Annotated in this window: 17 protein-coding genes and 1 pseudogene; 10 read left to right on the top strand and 8 right to left on the bottom strand. The window is 65.9% G+C overall.

All coding sequences use genetic code 11. The features are described 5' to 3' along the window. Nucleotides 1-81: 81 nt before the first annotated feature. The 4 genes from ACFPK0_RS15035 to prmB form a co-directional block, all read right to left on the bottom strand. Complete coding sequence (locus tag ACFPK0_RS15035) at nt 82-1110, bottom strand: aspartate-semialdehyde dehydrogenase (RefSeq protein ID WP_056603034.1); 1029 nt, start codon at nt 1108-1110, stop codon at nt 82-84. Nucleotides 1111-1126: 16 nt separating this feature from the next. Further along, nucleotides 1127-2143: a 2-hydroxyacid dehydrogenase gene (locus ACFPK0_RS15040; protein WP_377341886.1), complete on the bottom strand. Its 1017-nt coding sequence runs from the start codon at nt 2141-2143 to the stop codon at nt 1127-1129. 16 nt (nt 2144-2159) lie between these two features. Next, entirely contained in the window at nt 2160-3251 is a 1092-nt protein-coding gene (aroC, locus tag ACFPK0_RS15045; protein ID WP_377341888.1) for a chorismate synthase, read from the bottom strand. A gap of 107 nt (nt 3252-3358) precedes the next feature. Continuing rightward, a complete protein-coding gene (gene prmB / locus ACFPK0_RS15050) occupies nt 3359-4282 on the bottom strand; it encodes a 50S ribosomal protein L3 N(5)-glutamine methyltransferase (protein WP_377341890.1) in 924 nt (307 codons plus the stop codon). A 363-nt stretch (nt 4283-4645) separates the two neighbouring features. Between prmB and ACFPK0_RS15055 the strand changes: the two genes are divergently transcribed. The 5 genes and pseudogenes from ACFPK0_RS15055 to ACFPK0_RS15075 all read left to right on the top strand — a co-directional run bounded on the left by ACFPK0_RS15055 (nt 4646) and on the right by ACFPK0_RS15075 (nt 7919). Then, nucleotides 4646-5077, top strand: a complete 432-nt coding sequence (locus ACFPK0_RS15055; RefSeq protein WP_056078368.1) for a lysozyme inhibitor LprI family protein — start codon at nt 4646-4648, stop codon at nt 5075-5077. A 45-nt stretch (nt 5078-5122) separates the two neighbouring features. Next, nucleotides 5123-5695: pseudogene (locus ACFPK0_RS15060) on the top strand (VgrG-related protein); the annotation flags it as partial. 85 nt (nt 5696-5780) lie between these two features. Next, nucleotides 5781-6413, top strand: coding sequence for an XVIPCD domain-containing protein (locus tag ACFPK0_RS15065; protein WP_377341893.1), 633 nt, complete (start codon nt 5781-5783; stop codon nt 6411-6413). A 113-nt stretch (nt 6414-6526) separates the two neighbouring features. After that, nucleotides 6527-7372: an archaetidylserine decarboxylase gene (gene asd, locus ACFPK0_RS15070; RefSeq protein ID WP_056078362.1), complete on the top strand. Its 846-nt coding sequence runs from the start codon at nt 6527-6529 to the stop codon at nt 7370-7372. A 115-nt stretch (nt 7373-7487) separates the two neighbouring features. Beyond that, a complete protein-coding gene (locus ACFPK0_RS15075) occupies nt 7488-7919 on the top strand; it encodes a hypothetical protein (protein ID WP_056078359.1) in 432 nt (143 codons plus the stop codon). A gap of 47 nt (nt 7920-7966) precedes the next feature. Here ACFPK0_RS15075 and ACFPK0_RS15080 read toward each other — a convergent pair whose 3' ends face one another. Continuing rightward, the gene (locus ACFPK0_RS15080) at nt 7967-9457 is read right to left on the bottom strand and encodes a transglycosylase SLT domain-containing protein (RefSeq protein ID WP_377341896.1); all 1491 of its coding nucleotides are present in this window, start codon (nt 9455-9457) and stop codon (nt 7967-7969) included. A 104-nt stretch (nt 9458-9561) separates the two neighbouring features. Here ACFPK0_RS15080 and ACFPK0_RS15085 point away from each other — a divergent pair, with 104 nt between their 5' ends. From ACFPK0_RS15085 to greB, 3 genes are read left to right on the top strand one after another with little or no spacing between them, the layout of a single operon-like run. Beyond that, nucleotides 9562-11070 carry a helicase HerA-like domain-containing protein gene (locus ACFPK0_RS15085; protein WP_377341898.1) on the top strand — a complete coding sequence of 503 codons (1509 nt, stop codon included), beginning with the start codon at nt 9562-9564 and terminating at the stop codon, nt 11068-11070. 14 nt (nt 11071-11084) lie between these two features. Next, on the top strand, nt 11085-12335 hold the full coding sequence (locus ACFPK0_RS15090; protein WP_377341900.1) for a hypothetical protein: 1251 nt from the start codon (nt 11085-11087) through the stop codon (nt 12333-12335). Further along, the gene (gene greB / locus ACFPK0_RS15095; protein ID WP_056603023.1) at nt 12332-12835 is read left to right on the top strand and encodes a transcription elongation factor GreB; all 504 of its coding nucleotides are present in this window, start codon (nt 12332-12334) and stop codon (nt 12833-12835) included. Before ACFPK0_RS15090 ends, greB begins: the two co-directional genes overlap by 4 nt. Nucleotides 12836-12859: 24 nt before the next feature. On the opposite strand, the gene ACFPK0_RS15100 is transcribed toward greB, so the two are convergent. The 3 genes from ACFPK0_RS15100 to rimO all read right to left on the bottom strand — a co-directional run bounded on the left by ACFPK0_RS15100 (nt 12860) and on the right by rimO (nt 15543). Next, the gene (locus tag ACFPK0_RS15100) at nt 12860-13204 is read right to left on the bottom strand and encodes a TfoX/Sxy family protein (protein ID WP_056078346.1); all 345 of its coding nucleotides are present in this window, start codon (nt 13202-13204) and stop codon (nt 12860-12862) included. Between the two features lie 164 nt (nt 13205-13368). Further along, nucleotides 13369-14196, bottom strand: a complete 828-nt coding sequence (locus tag ACFPK0_RS15105) for a DUF3025 domain-containing protein (protein ID WP_056603022.1) — start codon at nt 14194-14196, stop codon at nt 13369-13371. Between the two features lie 9 nt (nt 14197-14205). Next, a complete protein-coding gene (rimO, locus tag ACFPK0_RS15110; RefSeq protein ID WP_377341903.1) occupies nt 14206-15543 on the bottom strand; it encodes a 30S ribosomal protein S12 methylthiotransferase RimO in 1338 nt (445 codons plus the stop codon). Nucleotides 15544-15703: 160 nt separating this feature from the next. Between rimO and ACFPK0_RS15115 the strand changes: the two genes are divergently transcribed. Further along, on the top strand, nt 15704-16375 hold the full coding sequence (locus ACFPK0_RS15115; RefSeq protein ID WP_377341905.1) for a dienelactone hydrolase family protein: 672 nt from the start codon (nt 15704-15706) through the stop codon (nt 16373-16375). Beyond that, complete coding sequence (locus ACFPK0_RS15120) at nt 16372-16794, top strand: HIT domain-containing protein (protein ID WP_377341907.1); 423 nt, start codon at nt 16372-16374, stop codon at nt 16792-16794. The genes ACFPK0_RS15115 and ACFPK0_RS15120 overlap by 4 nt, the downstream gene beginning before the upstream one ends. The last annotated feature ends 25 nt before the right edge of the window (nt 16795-16819 follow it).

A 16819-nucleotide genomic window follows, 5' to 3' on the forward strand; every position in this document is an offset into this window, starting at 1 on the left:
CGGTGCCCTGCAGAAAAGCAGAATGCCCACCGCGAATCCGCTTGTCTGCAGTTCACGGCGGGCACGGCTGCGGTGGTGCGTTTACAAGTAGTCGGCGATCAGCACTTCGGCAATCTGCACTGCGTTGAGCGCGGCACCCTTGCGGATGTTGTCCGACACCACCCACATGTCCAGGCCACGTTCGTGCGAGATGTCCTCGCGGATACGGCCCACGAACACGGGATCGGTGCCGGCTGCATCGCTGACCGGCGTGGGATAGCCGCCCGCTTCGCGTTGGTCACGCACCACCACGCCCGGCGCCTGCTCCAGCAGTTCGCGAGCGCGTTCGGCACTGATCTTGGCCCGCGTCTCGATGTGCACCGCCTCGGCATGGCCGTAGAACACCGGCACGCGCACGGCGGTCGGGTTCACCTGGATGGTGTCGTCTTCCAGGATCTTGCGGGTTTCCCACACCAGCTTCATCTCTTCCTTGGTGTAGCCGTTGGCCTGGAAGTCGTCGATGTGCGGGATCACGTTGAACGCGATCTGCTTGGGAAACTTCTGCGGCTCCGCGCTCTGGAAGTTCAGCAGCGCGGCGGTCTGCTTGCCCAGCTCGTCCATGCCCGAGCGGCCTGCGCCCGAAACGGATTGATAGGTGGCCACGTTGATCCGCTCGATGCCCACGTCATGGTGGATCGGCGCCAGCGCCACCAGCATCTGCATGGTGGAGCAATTGGGATTGGCGATGATGCCGTGGTTGGTGTACTCGGCGATGGCGTGCGGGTTGACCTCACTGATCACCAGCGGGATGTCGTCCTGGTAGCGGAACTCCGAGGTATTGTCGATCACCACCGCACCGGCCGCGGCCGCGCGCGGCGCGTGCACCTTGCTGACCGAGCCGCCGGCCGAGAAGAACGCGATGTCCACGCCTTCGAAATCGTAGTCGGCCAGGTTTTTCACCACGATCTTCTTGCCAGCGAACGTGACCTCGCTGCCGGCGGTGCGTTCGCTGGCCAACGGCACCAGCTCGCTGATCGGGAAATCACGCTCGGCGAGGATCGCCAGCACGGTTTCGCCCACGGCGCCGGTGGCGCCGACCATTGCTACCTTGTAACTGCTCTTCTTGCTCATGGATGCTGTTCTTGGCTCAGGGGTGGGTGGTCGGGCTGGCTGCAGCCAGCACCTCGGGGTTGAGAATCGTGGGCGGATGGCCGGCGTGCGGACCGTGTCCGAACAACGCCAGCACATTGTCTACCGCCATCGTGGTCATGCCGCGGCGCGCATCGGGGCTGGCACTGGCAATGTGCGGGCTGAGCAGCACGTTGTCGAGTTCCAGCAGCCTGGGGTTCACCACCGGCTCGCCTTCGAACACGTCCAGCGCCGCCGCGGCGAGCTGGTGTTTCGCCAGAGCATCAGCCAAGGCCGCGTCGTCGACGATGCCGCCGCGGGCGATGTTCGCCAGCACCGCGGTGGGTTTCATCTGCGCCAGTTCGGCGGCGCCGATCGCATGCCGGCTTTCCGGCGTCAGCGGCAACGCCAGCACCAGGAAATCGGAGCTGCGCAGCAGCTCGCCCTTGTCGACCCAGCGCGCCCGGCATTCGCTTTCCAGCGCCTGCGACAGCCGCGAGCGGTTGTGATAGATCACCTGCATGCCGAAGCCGACGGCGCGCCGCGCCACCGCCTGGCCGATCCGGCCCATGCCCAGGATGCCCAGCGTGCGCCCGCGCACATCCATGCCCAGCCAGTCGGTGAAACGGGTGCCGTGCCACTCGCCGGCGCGCAACCAGCGTTCGGCTTCGCCCATGCGGCGGGCGGCACCCAGCAACATCGCCCAGGTGAAGTCGGCCACGCTCTCGTCCAGCGCGCCGGCGGTGTTGGAAGCGGCGACGCCGGCGGCCGTGAGCGCAGCCAGATCAAGATTGTCGTAGCCCACGCCCAGGTTCGCGACGATGCGCAAACGCGGGGCCTTGGCCACCTCGGCGGCGCCGATGCGCTCCTTGAGGCCGACGATGACGGCATCGCAATCGGCAATCTTCGCGGCCAGCTCGGCCGGTGAAAACATCACCTCCCGCGGCTCCGCCACGACGTCGAAATGCGGGTCGAGGCGGGCGACGATATCGGGAAACGTGGGGCGCGAAACCCACACGCGTGGCCTGGCCGTCATGCGTGTCGCCTCGCCGTCATGAGGTGATGCGCGGCTCGACCACGCCCACATCGCCGCACTGCGCGCGATGGCGCAGCGCCTGGTCCATCAATACCAGCGCTATCATCGCCTCGGCGATCGGCGTGGCGCGGATGCCCACGCAGGGATCATGGCGCCCCTTGGTGACCACCTCGGTCGGCTCGCCGGCCAGGTTCACGCTGCGGCCCGGAACCAGGATGCTGGAGGTGGGCTTCAGCACGATCGACGCCGTCACCGGCTGGCCGTTGCTGATGCCGCCCAGGATGCCGCCGGCGTGATTGGACGCAAAGCCGTCCATGCTCATCTCGTCGCGATGCTCGCTGCCATGCTGGCTGACCGCGGCAAAGCCGTCGCCGATCTCCACGCCCTTGACCGCGTTGATCGACATCAGCGCGGCGGCCAGTTCGCCGTCCAGCTTGCCGTAGATCGGCTCGCCCCAGCCCGGCGGCACGCCGTCGGCGACCACGTTGACGCGCGCGCCGACGGAGTCGCCGGATTTGCGCAACGCATTGATATAGGTTTCCAGCGCCGGCACCTGGTCGGCGGCCGGCCAGAAGAACGGATTCTGCTCGACCACGTCCCAGTCGAAGGCGTCGGGCGTGATGTCGCCGATCTGGCCCATGTAGCCGCGCACGCGCACGCCGTGATGTTCGGCCAGCCATTTCTTGGCGATCACGCCGGCCGCTACCCGCATGGTGGTTTCGCGCGCCGACGAGCGGCCGCCGCCGCGCGGATCGCGGATGCCGTATTTCTGCCAGTAGGTGTAATCGGCATGACCCGGGCGGAAGGTCTGCACGATGTCGCCGTAGTCCTTGCTGCGCTGGTTGGTGTTGCGGATCAGCAGCGCGATCGGCGTGCCGGTGGTGCGCCCCTCGTAGATGCCGGAGAGGATTTCCACTTCGTCCGCCTCGCGCCGCTGCGAGGTGTAGCGGCTGCGGCCGGTGGCACGGCGCTCCAGGTCGTGGCGGAATTCCTCCGCGTCCAGCGCCAGCCCGGGCGGGCAACCATCGACCACGCAACCGATCGCCGGCCCATGGCTTTCACCAAAGGTGGTTACGGTAAAGAGCTTGCCAAACGCATTGCTGGACACGGTCGCGACTGCCTCGAAAGGTCGGCCACCCGTCGGGAACCGGCGGGTGCACCGGGGAAAATCAACTTGCCATCATTTCACACGTGCCGTCCGGGCGGAAATAACCATCACGCATGTCGTGCTGCGGCTACGGCATGAATCGCCTCGGCGTGCTCCACCAGGTCACGCCGCTCCAGCGCGAAGATACCCATCTGGCCCACCTTGAACTCGATCCACACGAACGGCACCTGCGGCAGCAACGCCGCCAGCGCCTGCTCGCTCTCGCCCACCTCGACGATCAGCAGACCCTCGTCGGTGAGGTGATCGGCCGCCTCGTCCAGCATGCGCAGGCACAGGTCCAGCCCGTCCGCACCGGAGGTGAGGCCGAGTTTGGGCTCGTGCGCGTATTCGCCGGGCAGCGCGGCGTATTCGTCCTCGCTGACGTAGGGCGGATTGGAGACGATCAGGTCGTAGCGCTGATCAGCCACGCCGGCAAAAAGATCGGACTGGATCGCGTTGACGCGGCCTTCCAGATGCTGGAAGGCAATGTTCTCGCGCGCCAGCGACAGCGCCTCGTCGCTGATGTCCACGATGTCGACCTGCCAGTCCGGGTTGTACTCGGCCATGGCGATGCCGATGCAGCCCGAACCGGTGCACAGGTCCAGCGCGCGCTCGACCGGGCGCTCGTCCAGCCACGGCGCAAAACCCGACTCGATCAACTCGGCGATCGGTGAACGCGGCACCAGCGCACGACGATCACTCTTGAATTTCAGCCCCGCGAACCAGGTCTCGCCCACCAGGTAGGCCACCGGCAGACGCTCGCTGACGCGCCGCTCGATCAGCGACAGCACATTCGCGCGCTCTTCCGCAGTGAGCCGCCCGGCGCCATAGGCAGGCGGAATATCCGGCGGCAGATGCAGGCTGGCCAGCACCAGATGCGTGGCCTCGTCGATCGGGTTGTCGTGGCTGTGGCCGAAAGTGAGCTCGGCGGCAGCAAACCGGCTGGCCCCATAACGGATGAAGTCGATGATGGAGGCGAGTTCGGTGGTCACGATGGCATGCCAAACGGCGGGAGGACCGGAAAGTATACGGGAGGGGTGAGTCGTGAGGGAGGCAGGCGAGTGAAAATCCATACCTGCCATCCATCTCGCGACGAGTCCTTCGCCCCCTACGGGGGAGTCTTGAACAACGGTTTTTGCCACCCCCGCGAAAACTCGGATACCGTCTGGATCAGTAGCCAGTAGCCGAACGACAAGCGCCCCGCCCCGCCCCCTTCCAGCCGTTGGGACAGGCGCCAGTAGGTCGAAAGTTCGGAAAAATCCTACACAACATTCCACCCCGCGCGCTTTAAGGTACTCATCTCGAGCGGAAAGCGCGTGTCGTAAGTGACCCGACGGCCCTATTGGGAGACTTTGATGAAGACTGAACGAATCGTGCTTGGTGCTGTGCTGGCGATGCTCCTTTTGCCCGGCTTGAGCGAGGCAACATCCCAACCACGGGATGACCAGGCAGTGATCTCACGCCTGTACGGGTTGCGCCCTTCCTTTGATCGATGCCTGGATCAAGCGCAATCGGCAACGGCGCCCATACGCACCTGCTTAGCCGACGAGCTGGACTATCAGGACAAACGCCTGAACAAGGCGTACCACGCCCTCATGGCAAAACTCAATTCAGCGCTTCAAGCAAAACTCAAAGCCGAAGAAAAGACATGGATTCAATATCGCGACAATCGCTGCGCAACCGTGGTTGACGGAATCGAGAGGCCCGAGCTCGATGCGCTGAGTTGCAAAGTCAACGAAACCGGGAGACAGGCATCAGACCTCGAAGCGAGATTGTTCGTGCAGTAACGAACCGCGGTTTTTCCAGAGACGAAGCCATCAAAGGACGCGACCATGGCCAACGATGCCGAATATCGCTTGGGCGAAATCTCGGAGCGTCACGAAGGCGCGGGACCCGCCACCATCTCGACAGGCAGGGGCGATCACGGCGGTGTTTCCTATGGCACGTACCAACTCTCCACCAATACCGGGACGATTGGCGAGTATCTCGATAGCTCCTCCTACGGGGATGACTTCCGCGGCTTGACGCCCAACACACCGGCCTTCGACGAAAAGTGGCGAACCCTCGCTAACAGCGACCCGGAATTCGGCAGGGATCAAACCCGCTTCATCAAGGAAACCCACTACGACATCGAGATACAACGGCTAAAGAATTCCGGCATCGACCTGACCGCCCGGGGTCCGGCTGTCCAGGAGGCTTTATTCAGCACGTCCGTTCAATACAGAGGGCTCACCAAAGGAATTTTCGAGCGCGGACTCAAGTCCGCCTACGGCGATGACTACGTCCTGTCCCAACTTTCGGACAAAGATATCGTCGTCGCCATTCAGGACTACAAGATCGCCCACAACGATGTCTACTTCAGGAGCTCTTCGCCCAAAGTTCGTGAATCCATCCTTGATCGCGCGGCGAACGAAAAAAGACGAACTGGTCGCCTTGTCCGAAGGGCGGGCACTGCCCCACCACAACACTTTGCAAGTCGGCAGCCGGGGCATGTCTGTCACCGAGTTGCAAGGCGATTTGACGCGCCTGGGTTATCCCCTGGAGCCGGATGGCTCCTTTGGCCCAGTCACGGAGGCTGCAGTTGCGTCTTTCCAGCGCGACCACCAGCTCACTCCGGACGGTGTCGTGGGTCCGACGACGCGACGAACACTCGACGATCAACTGCAGGCGCGAATCGCACCACAACACTCCCCGTCGCCAACCCGCCTGGACGACCCCACCCACCCTGATCACTCCCTGTTTCAACAGGCACGCAATCACGTATATCGCCTGGATCAGCAGTTAGGTCGGACACCTGACCAGATGAGCGACAACCTAGCGTCAGCCTTGACGGTGTCGGCCAGGGCCGGCGGCCTGGAGAGGATCGATCGGATCACGCTTGGCGACAACGGAAGTCGACTCTGGGCGACGCAAATGCCGCGTGGCCAGTTCGGCGCGATCCTGGCATCGCACGTCAATGTGCCCACCTCCGAAGTCAATACGTCCATGGAATCGAGCGGAGCGCGGTGGCCTTCGGCAATGCAACAGTTCCTGCTGCATCAGGAGCAGGTTACTCCCGGGCATCAGGCCCAGCATCAGACCACCCATCCGAATCAGCCGGCTGCACCAGCAATGACGCCTTGAAGCATCGCCGAAGCCAGCGACCAAAGAACAGAATCCATGCTGCGGAAGGGCGCCCTCGGCCCTGGTTGCTCGCTTCTCGTCCCTCCCTCATTTCGGCCACGTATACTGCCCGGATGACTTTCAACGTATTCGTGCAGTACATCCTGCCCCACCGCGCGCTGTCGCGGGTGGTCTACTGGGCCACGCGCTGGACCTTTGCGCCGTGGAAGAATTTCCTGATCAGCCAGATCGTGCGCCGCTACAACGTCAACATGGCCGAGGCGGTGCAGCCGGATGCGCTGGCGTACCAGCACTTCAATGCGTTTTTCACCCGCAAGCTGCGCCCTGACGCGCGCCACGCCGACGCCGACCCTTCCGTCCTGCTCTCTCCGGCGGACGGCCGCATCAGCCAGGCCGGCGCCATCGTCGACGGGCGCATCTTCCAGGCGAAGGGACAGGACTACACCGTCGCCGAACTGCTGGGTAGCGCGGAGGATGCCGAGGCTTACCGCTCGGGCAGTTTCGCCACCGTCTACCTGTCGCCGCGCGATTACCACCGCGTGCACATGCCGTTGAAAGGCACGCTGAAGGAAACCGTGCACGTGCCTGGCCGCATCTTCAGCGTGGCGCCGTTTGCGGTGGAAGCCATTCCCCGCGTGTTCGCCCGCAACGAGCGGCTGGTGTGCCATTTCGAGGGCGCGCACGGGCCGTTCGTGGTGATCATGGTCGGTGCGGTGCTGGTGTCGTCGGTGGCGACGGTGTGGGATGGGCTGGTGATCCCGCCGTACGCATCGGCGATCGGGCGCAAGTCGTTCGCGGGCCAGAACATCACGCTGGACCGCTTCGCCGAAATGGCGCGCTTCAACATGGGCTCCACCGTCATCGTGTTGTTGCCGCCGGGGGCGGCGGCGCTCGATCCGCTGGCATCGCAACAGGCGGTGAAGGTGGGCGAGCGGCTGGGTACTCTGGCGGCGGCCTAACCCTATTCACGCCGAAATGCTGACGCAGAACGTCGATTTGTGACGTTTTAGGCGCAATTGGCGAGCTTCGCTGGCTATGCTCGCCCTTCCGGTTCAGCCGAAGGGGAGCCATTCCATGTTCAGCCCACTCATCACGCTGCTGCGTGCGCGCCAGCTTGGCCGCCAATGGCATGACATCGAACGCAGCATCCGCGCGCTCTCGCGTCGCCATCGTCAACGTCTCGGGCTGTTGACCCTTCGCGAGCTGGGCCAGGCCTCGCGCAGCGAGTTCCCGCACCTGCACGGCACCTCGCCCGAGGCGCGTTACCTGCCTTGGGGCCAAGGCACGAGCATCGGTTACGAACGGGCGCGCTCGGGCAATCTGGAAGTCGCCTTGCGCGGCATCGCCCTGTGGCTGGCGGTGGCGTACCACGAAACCAAGCATTCGCCCGGCAATCGCCTGCTACCGCAACATCGCCTGCTGCTGCAGTTGTTGCGCGAGCTGAAGGAAACGCAGGCCGAACCCGTCAGGACGGTCGGCCAGTCGCGGGTGAAAGCCGCCGCCTGAACCGCCAGGCGGTCAGCGAACAGGCCAGGCAATAACCCCGGTTTCCGCTAGCGGCAAACCGGCACCTTGAGCACGTCGCCCGCGCGGATGCGGTGATGCCGCAACCCGTTGAGCTCGGCCAGCTCGCGCACGCTGGAGCAATGCAGCCTGTGCACGATGCCGATCAGCGTGTCGCCGTTGCGCACCTTGTAATTGCGTGTACCGGTGGCACGCGCCGGAGCCCGGGCCGGTGCCGGTGGCGCCTGCACCGCTGGCGCCACGGCCTGGTGCAGGTCGGCGGCGAGAATCGGCCACGGCCCTTCGACACAGCGCGATGCGTAGGGCTCTTCCAGCAGCCGCGGCAGTTGCACGCGCGCGCCGGCGGGCTGGGTTTCCTGCGGATTCAAGCGCGGATTGAGGTTGCGCAGGGTTCGAAACCAGCCCTCCTCCATGCCACCGGCCGAGCCCAGGCAGACGCTGAGTTCAGCCAGCGACGCGGAGCGCTTCAAGGTCACCGCGCCAGCGGCGCCGTCGATTTTCGGGAAACGCAGGTTGTAGCTGTCCGGATGCAGGAACAGCCACGCCGCCGCCAGCACCGAGGGCACGTATTCACGTGTTTCGCGCGAGAGCTTGTTGTAGATCGTCGGGTCGTAAAAACTGGTGTCGGGTCTGTCGCCCGCCAGTCGGCGCATGCGTCCTTCGCCACCGTTGTAGGCGCCCAGCACCAGCTCCAGATTGTTGTTGAAGATCTTCAGTTGCTCGTTGATGTACGCGGCGTTGGCACGCGCCGACTGCGCCGGGTCGAAGCGCAGGTCGAAGCCGTTCTCCGTGCCCAGACCAAATCGCAGACCGGTGGCGTACATGAATTGCAGCGGGCCGGCCGCGCCCGAGCGCGAAACCGCGTTGACCTTGCCACCGGACTCCTTCGCCATGATGCCGAACAGCAATGCCTCGGGCAGATCGGCTTTCTCGTATTGCGGCCACATCTGGTAGCGCAGGTATTGGTAGTTGACGTAGGCGTCGATGAGGTTGGGCCGCCACTGGGTCAGCCACATTTCCAGCGCCGCCTTCACCGCACCGTTCATGGCGATCAACTCGCTGAGCTTCTGGCCGCGCAGCAGCGTGACGCTGCGTTGCGCTTCGGGCAGGCCGGCGACGCCGCCGGCCCCGTCGGCCAGGGTGGGTGACGGTTCGTCACCGAGCGTCTCGTCGCCCAGGAAGCTGCCGTCCTTCAAGCGCAGCAGGCGGTCGAACACCGAGAAAAACCGCTGCGGGTCGCAGCCCGGCGTGCTGCCGCAATGGGCCGCCGATTCCTTCAGCCGGTCCAGCGCCGCGGTAAGCGTTTTCTGCGACGCGGCATCGTCGCCGGCACGCGCCTGTTGCAGTGCGGTTTCGTAACCCTTGCTGGCCAGGTCGAGCTGGCCGTAGAGCGCATTTACCGGCGCGGTGGATTTGCTGCCGCCGGTACTGGAGCAGGCGGCGGCGAGGCCGAGCATGAAGAGGAGGGGTGCGGCGCGCAGCGGGCGAAACAAAGGGTACGACAAGCTCACAGACTTCATCCGCAAAACGGCCACCATAGCGGCCGCAGCGCCGCGACTCAAACCCTTCACCGGTGGCGCAGGGCTCATGGTTACAATCCACCGACCACCCACGGACGACATCCATGACCAACATCCTGATCGGCCGCAACGATAGCGCCAGCGTCAGCCTGGACCCGCACTACGGCAACCGCCACGGCATGATCGCCGGCGCCACCGGCACCGGTAAATCCGTCTCGTTGATGGTGCTGGCCGAAGGTTTCTCGCGGCTCGGCGTGCCCTGCTTCCTGGCCGACGCCAAGGGTGATCTGGCCGGCCTGGCGATGGCCGCGAACGAACCGGGCGACAAGCTCAAGGCGCGGCTGGCCAGGCTCAAGCTCGCCGACTGGAAACCGCTGGCGAACCCGGTGGTGTTCTGGGATATCTACGGCAAGCTCGGTCACCCGGTGCGCGCCACCGTCAGCGAGATGGGTCCCACCCTGCTCGGCCGCGTGCTGGAGTTGAACGATACCCAGGAAGGCGTGCTGGAAGTGGTGTTCAAGGCCGCCGACGACCAGGGCTGGCTGCTGCTGGACCTGGCCGACCTGCGCGCCCTGCTCAGCTACGCCGCCGAGAACGCCAAGGCGCTGTCCACCCAGTACGGCCTGATCAGCACGCAGAGCATCGCGGCGATCCAGCGCGCGCTGCTGAAACTGGAAAGCGACGGTGCCGACCAGTTCTTCGGCGAGCCGGCGCTGGAGCTGGCTGACCTGATGCGCCAGGACATGAGCGGCCGCGGCATCATCAACGTGCTCGCCGCCGACCAGCTGATCATGAAGCCGCGGCTGTACTCCACCTTCCTGCTGTGGCTGCTGTCCGAGCTGTTCGAGCAGCTGCCCGAAGTGGGCGACCTCGACCAGCCGAAGATGGTGTTCTTCTTCGACGAGGCGCATCTGCTGTTCGACGATGCCTCGCCCGGCTTGCTGCAGCGGGTGGAACAGGTGGTGCGGCTGATCCGCTCCAAGGGCGTGGGCGTGTATTTCTGCTCGCAGAATCCGGACGACGTGCCCGGCAACATCCTGGGCCAGCTCGGCAACCGCATCCAGCACGCCTTGCGCGCGTTCACGCCGCGCGACCAGAAGGCGGTCAGGGCGGCGGCGGAAACCTTCGTCGTCAATCCGAAGCTCGACGTCACCGAGGCGATCACCAAGCTCGGCGTGGGCGAGGCGCTGGCCTCGACCCTGGCCAACGGTGGCGTGCCCACGCCGGTGGAACAGGTGCTGGTGACCACGCCGTGCTGCCGCATCGGCGCTATCACCGACGCCGAGCGCGCCACCATCCGCCAGCGCTCGCCCGTCGGCGCGAAATACGACACCACGGTCAATCGCGAGTCGGCCGCGGAAATGCTGGCCAAACGCACCGAAGAGAAGGCCGCCGATGCCGCCGCCGTAGCGGCCAACGCACCGGCCAAGGGCGCGGCAAAGGAAGAAGAAGGCGGCTGGAGCGGCGCCGTGCACGACGCGCTGTTCGGCACCAAACGCCGCCAGGGCATGATCGAAACCATGGGCAAGCAGATGGTGCGCACCGCTGGCAGCCAGCTCGGCCGGCAGATCCTGCGCGGCGTGCTGGGCGGCATTTTCGGCGGCAAGCGGTAGGCAGGGCGAGCGCCATGCCACGCGTCGAAATCGTCGCCACCGACACGCCGTTCGCGCAGCGTTTGCAGGACGGCTTCGGCTATCCGTTGCGCGGCCCCGCGCTGGCCACCTGTGTGGTGCTGGCGCTGGTCCATTACGTCGGCTTGCTCCCCGGCTTCGTGGGCGCGCTGGCCAGCGCGCTGGTCTGGGCAGCCACCTGGCGTTATGCCGCCGACTGCATGCAGCACACCGCCAACGGCTACGCCGATCCGCCGGACGTGGGCAGTGAGGGCAACAGCGCCAGCGGCTGGGGCCTCACCGCGATCCACCTGCTGGTGGTGGCCTTGTGCGTGGTGTCCATCGTGTTCTTCCCGAGCCTGCTGTGGCCGGTGCTTATCCTGGCCGCGCTGGTGTTGCCGGCGATCGACATGTCGCTGGCGTTCGACGGCAACCTCGCGCTGGCCATCAACCCGCTCAACTGGCTGCGCGTCATCGGCGCCTTCGGTGCCGCCTACCTGATTCCCGTGGCGATCAACCTGCTGCTCGGCGTGCTGATCGTGGTCGCCTCGGTCACCACCGCCCAGCTGCCGCGGGTATTCGCGCTACCGCTGTTCGCGTTCGCCTACACCTACCTGATCCTGCTCGCCTTCCACCTCATGGGCGCGATGATCCACCAGCGCCACGAGCGCTTCGGCATGGTTCCCGAAGCACCGGCGTTGGCCAGGGCATCGGGTCAGGACGCCGACGAAAGCCTGATCGAAACAGCGCGCCAGCAAGCCATCGATGACCCAATGGCGGCCTTGCGGCAACTCGCCGGCCGGCTGCGCGAACATGCGGCGCCGCCGGCCGTCCACCAGACCTACCGCGAACTGCTGCACCGGCAAGGCCTGCGCGACGACCTGCTGGTACATGGCCAGATCTGGATTGCCGCGCTGATCGCCCAGGGCGAATCCCGCCGCGCGCTCGGCGTGCTGCAGGAATGCATCGGCATCGATACCGGCTTCATCCCGGACGACCCGCAAACCTGCGGCGGTCTGGCCGATCTGGCCGCGCGCGTGGGCATGAGCCGCCTCGCGATCCACCTCGGCCAGGGTTATCTCGCGCACTGGCCGCGCGACCCGCAGGCACCGCACTACGGCCTGCTGGCGGCGCGCGCCCTGGCCGCCCACACCGACCAGCACGCCAGCGCGGCCGCACTGCTCGACCGGCTGGCCACGACATGGCCCGAGCATCCGCTGCGCGGCGAGATCGACGCCCAGCGACGGCAACTGGTCGGCACCGCATGAGTCGCTGGCGCCCACCCTCACCCAGCTCCACCGCGATCATCACCCGCGAGGGCTTCGAACGGCTCAAGGCCGAGCTCGATCACCTGTGGCATACCGTGCGCCCCGAGGTGGTCAAGGCGCTGGCGGCGGCCGCGGCCGAAGGCGACCGCTCGGAGAACGCCGAGTACACCTACCGCAAGAAACAACTGGGCGAGATAGATCGCCGCGCGCGCTACCTCAGCAAGCGCATCCCCGCCTTGAAGGTCGCCGAAGGCGCTCCCGCCGACCGTGAGGCGGTGTTTTTCGGCGCACATATCACGCTGGAAAACTCGGCCAGCGGCGAGGAAACCCGCTACCGCATCGTGGGCCCGGACGAAACCGACGCCAAACTCGGCTGGATCAGCATCGACTCGCCCATGGCCCGCGCGGTGCTCAAGAAACGGCTGGACGACGAATTCGAAGCCGCGCTGCCAGGCGGCCCCACGCAGTTCATCGTGGTCGACGTCGGCTACGACGCGTAACGCCTGAGCGTGCAGCCCATCGCGTCACCTGGCGGACTTGCGCGCCACCGCAGGCTTCCTCGGCTTGGGCAGCGGCATCAACGCCGCCGTTTGCAGGATCAGGCGCTGGATCTGCTCGGAATCATCCAGCAGCTCATCGGCCACCAGGTAATCCTTGGCACCGGGATACGGCGGCTTGCGGGGAAGCGTCGGCACGAACGCGTCGCCCGCCGCCGACGGCTTCACGAAGAAGCTGTTGTCGCAGGCAAAACCCACCACCTTCCCGTCCACGTAGAACGCGTACTCGCCGAACATCGGCTTGCGGCTCAGGCGATCGCCAAGCGCCACCTGCTCCGCCACGTAGTCGGCAAAATCCTGGTCGGTAGCCATGTCGTCTCCCACGTGTTGCGCGGCATTGGATGGTAGGGTCGAAATGAGCGCAGCGCGTTGTTCGCTATCCAGCGACAAGCCAGCCGGTGGCGCAGCTTTCATCACCGACAGTGAACCTGACGACCCCCGCCAAGTCCACTACAAGCCGCCATCGCCACCGGACGTTATCCGCGGCCCTGGCGCGACAAGCACCAGGCCGGCGGATATTGCCGCCCCTCACGGCGCGACTGGTAGCACGCCGTGGTGCGATGGAAAGCCTCGTCGCCATTGTCCTGGCGCCAGCCTGGCAGGCCGGCCAGCGGCAGCGGGCGCAGCTCCAGCGGGTCGTTCAACCAGCGGCCGCTGGCGATCATGTCGGTACCGGCGGCGACGAGATCCACGTCAGCGCCAACGCGGGACGTATCGAACACCAGCGCCTTGCCCACCAGCAGTTTGTCGGGGTTCAAGGCATGCTCCAGCAAAGCATGGCCGAACAGCGCCAGACGGATCGAGCCATCCAGCCAAGCTTGCCGCCGGCGCCAGAACAGGCCATACCAATCGTGCGCGTCCCACAACGCCAGCAGCGACGGATCGCGCAGGCCGACGATCACGCCGCCTTCGTCGAAATGGGTCATCGCGTACTGCGCGCGCGAACGCCGCTTGGGGCCGATGCGGGCGATCTCGTCCATCTGGCGGTGGTTCAACGCCTGCTTCAACGCGGGATAGCGCAGCCACACCAGCGCATTGAGCAGGTCGTGCCAGTTGCCTTCGCGGGTGGCGATGGCGCCGTGTTCGGCGATGCGTTGTTCGTAGTGCTGGCCGTCGGCCAGCAATTGGGGCGTCTGCGCCACGAAGCGATGGGTTTCGCCGGGAGGCAGCCGGCGGTTCAGTGCATCGATGGACGGCCATTCGGCGCCCTCGATCAGGTCCGCGTAGTCACGCCACAGGGACAGCGGCGGCCGGCCGAACGTCGCCGGATCCACCGTGCCGCGCGGTGGCGCCACGTAACGCACGCGGCGGCCTTACATCACTTTCAGCGCGGGATACGCCAGCCGCGCATGCAGGTCGTGTTCGCCGGCATCCTCGATGACGACGTCGACGAACTGGCCCGGCTTCAATTGCTGGCCGTCGGCAATCAGCACCGTGCCGTCGATCTCGGGCGCATCGGCGGCGGAACGCGCCACCGCGCCGTCGGCGCCGGCCTCGTCCACCAGCACCTTCATCGTGCGGCCGATCTTGCGCTGCAGCTTCGCGGCGGAGATTTCCGCCTGCACCGCCATGAATTGTTCCAGCCGGTCTTCCTTCAATTCCTCGGAAACCGGGTCGGGCAGTTCGTTGGCTTTCGCGCCGTCGACCGGCGAATAGGTGAAGGCGCCCACGCGGTCGAGTTCAGCCTCGCGCAGGAAATCCAGCAGCTCCTGGAACTCCGCGTCGGTCTCGCCGGGAAAGCCCACGATGAACGTGCTGCGGATGGTCAGGTCCGGTACCACCTTGCGCCAGTTCTGGATGCGCTCCAGCGTCTTGTCGATGTTGCCGGGGCGCTTCATCAATTTCAGGATGCGCGGGCTGGCGTGCTGGAACGGGATATCCAGGTACGGCAGGATCTTGCCGGCCGCCATCAGCGGCATCAGCTCGTCCACGTGCGGGTACGGGTAGACGTAGTGCAGCCGCGTCCACACGCCCAGTTCGGACAGGCCCTCGCATAGCTCGGTCATCCGCGTGCGGTAGGTCTTGCCGCGCCAATCGCGCTCGGCGTACTTCACGTCGACACCGTAGGCGCTGGTGTCCTGCGAAATCACCAGCAGCTCCTTCACGCCGCCCTTGACCAGCTTCTCCGCCTCGATCAGCACCTCGTCGACCGGGCGGGAGACCAGGTTGCCGCGCATCGACGGGATGATGCAGAAGCTGCAGCGGTGATTGCAGCCTTCGGAAATCTTCAGATACGCGTAATGCTTGGGCGTCAGCTTCACACCGGTGTCCGGCACGATGTCCAGGAAGCGGTTGCGCTGCGGCGGCAAGGCGGCATGCACCGCGCCCATCACGCTGGCGTAATCCTGCGGGCCGCTCACCGACAGCACCTCGGGGTACGCCTCGCGGATCAGGCTCTCGCGCTTGCCCAGGCAACCGGTGACGATGACCTTGCCGTTCTCGTTGAGCGCGGTGCCGATCGAATCCAGCGACTCCTGCACCGCCGCGTCGATGAAGCCGCAAGTGTTCACCACCACCGCATCGGCCGCGTTGTAGCTGGGCACGATCTCGTAACCCTCGACCTTCAGCTGGGTCAGGATGCGCTCGGAATCGACCAGTGCCTTGGGGCAGCCGAGACTGACGAAACCGATCTTGTGGGCAGGTTGGGACATGGGCGTCGATACCGTGAAACTGCGGGGCAACAGGCAATTATACGGGAATGCGGCATGACGCCGATGGCGGCCTCGGTGGGTCATGCGTCATTCCCCGTCGCGCATGCCACGCCCTCCCCGCCCGAGGCCTAGAATCCCCTTTTCCCCACAGGAGCCAGCCATGGGTCAGCCCATCAACATTCCCACCTCCGGCACGCAGTGCATCGGCGGTTATCTGGCGCGGCCGCAGGGCCAGCCGAAGGGTGGCCTGGTGGTGATCCAGGAGATTTTCGGGGTGACCGCGCATATTCGCGACATGGTCGATCGCTTCGCCGCGCACGGTTACGTGGCGATCGCCCCGGCGTTCTTCGACCGGCTGGAGTCCGGCGTGGAACTGGCCTACGACCGCGGCGGCGCCGCCCGGGGCAAGGCGCTGGTCACCGAACTGGGGTTGGAGCGCGCGCTGGAAGATGTGGCCAGTGCGGCCGAATCCATCGCCTCGGCGGGAAAGATCGGCACCGTCGGCTATTGCTGGGGCGGCACGGTGGCGTTGCTGGCGGCGCTGCGCCTGGGCCTGCCGTCGGTGAGCTACTACGGCGCGCGCAACCTGCCGTTCCTGCATGAAACGCCGAAGGCACCGGTGATGTTCCACTTCGGCGAGAAGGACCCCAACATCCCGCCCGAGGCAGTTGCCAAACACCGCGATGCCCTGCCGCAGATGGAAACCTTCACCTACCCCGGCGCCGATCACGCGTTCAACCGCGACGGCAACTCCAGCTACCACGAGGCCAGCGCGAAGCTGGCGATGCAGCGCACGCTGGATTTCTTCGCAACGCAATTGGCCGCCGCATGAGCTTCACACTCGACCCGCGGCTCGCCGCCGACACGTTTGCCGTCACCACCTTGCCGTTGTGCGAGGTACGCCTGATGAACGACGCGCGCTACGCCTGGCTCATCCTGGTGCCGCGCCGACCGGGGTTGGCCGAAGTCACCGACCTGGCCGATGACGAGCGCGCCAGGCTATGGCGGGAGGTGGACCAAGCCGCCGCCGCGCTGCGTTCGGTGGCGCCCTGCGACAAGCTCAACATCGGCGCACTGGGCAACGTGGTGCGGCAGCTGCATGTACACGTGGTGGCCCGCCGCGAAGGTGACGACGCCTGGCCCGGGCCGGTGTGGGGCCATGGCACGTCCATGCCCTACCAGCCGGACGAGGCGACGGCGCGACTGACGGCGCTGCGCCAGCACTCGGGGCACGAAAAAGCCCGCGACTGAGCGCGGGCTTTCGTTGCTGCGGGGA

The organism is Rhodanobacter ginsenosidimutans, from assembly GCF_042655685.1.
Taxonomy (GTDB): domain Bacteria; phylum Pseudomonadota; class Gammaproteobacteria; order Xanthomonadales; family Rhodanobacteraceae; genus Rhodanobacter; species Rhodanobacter ginsenosidimutans.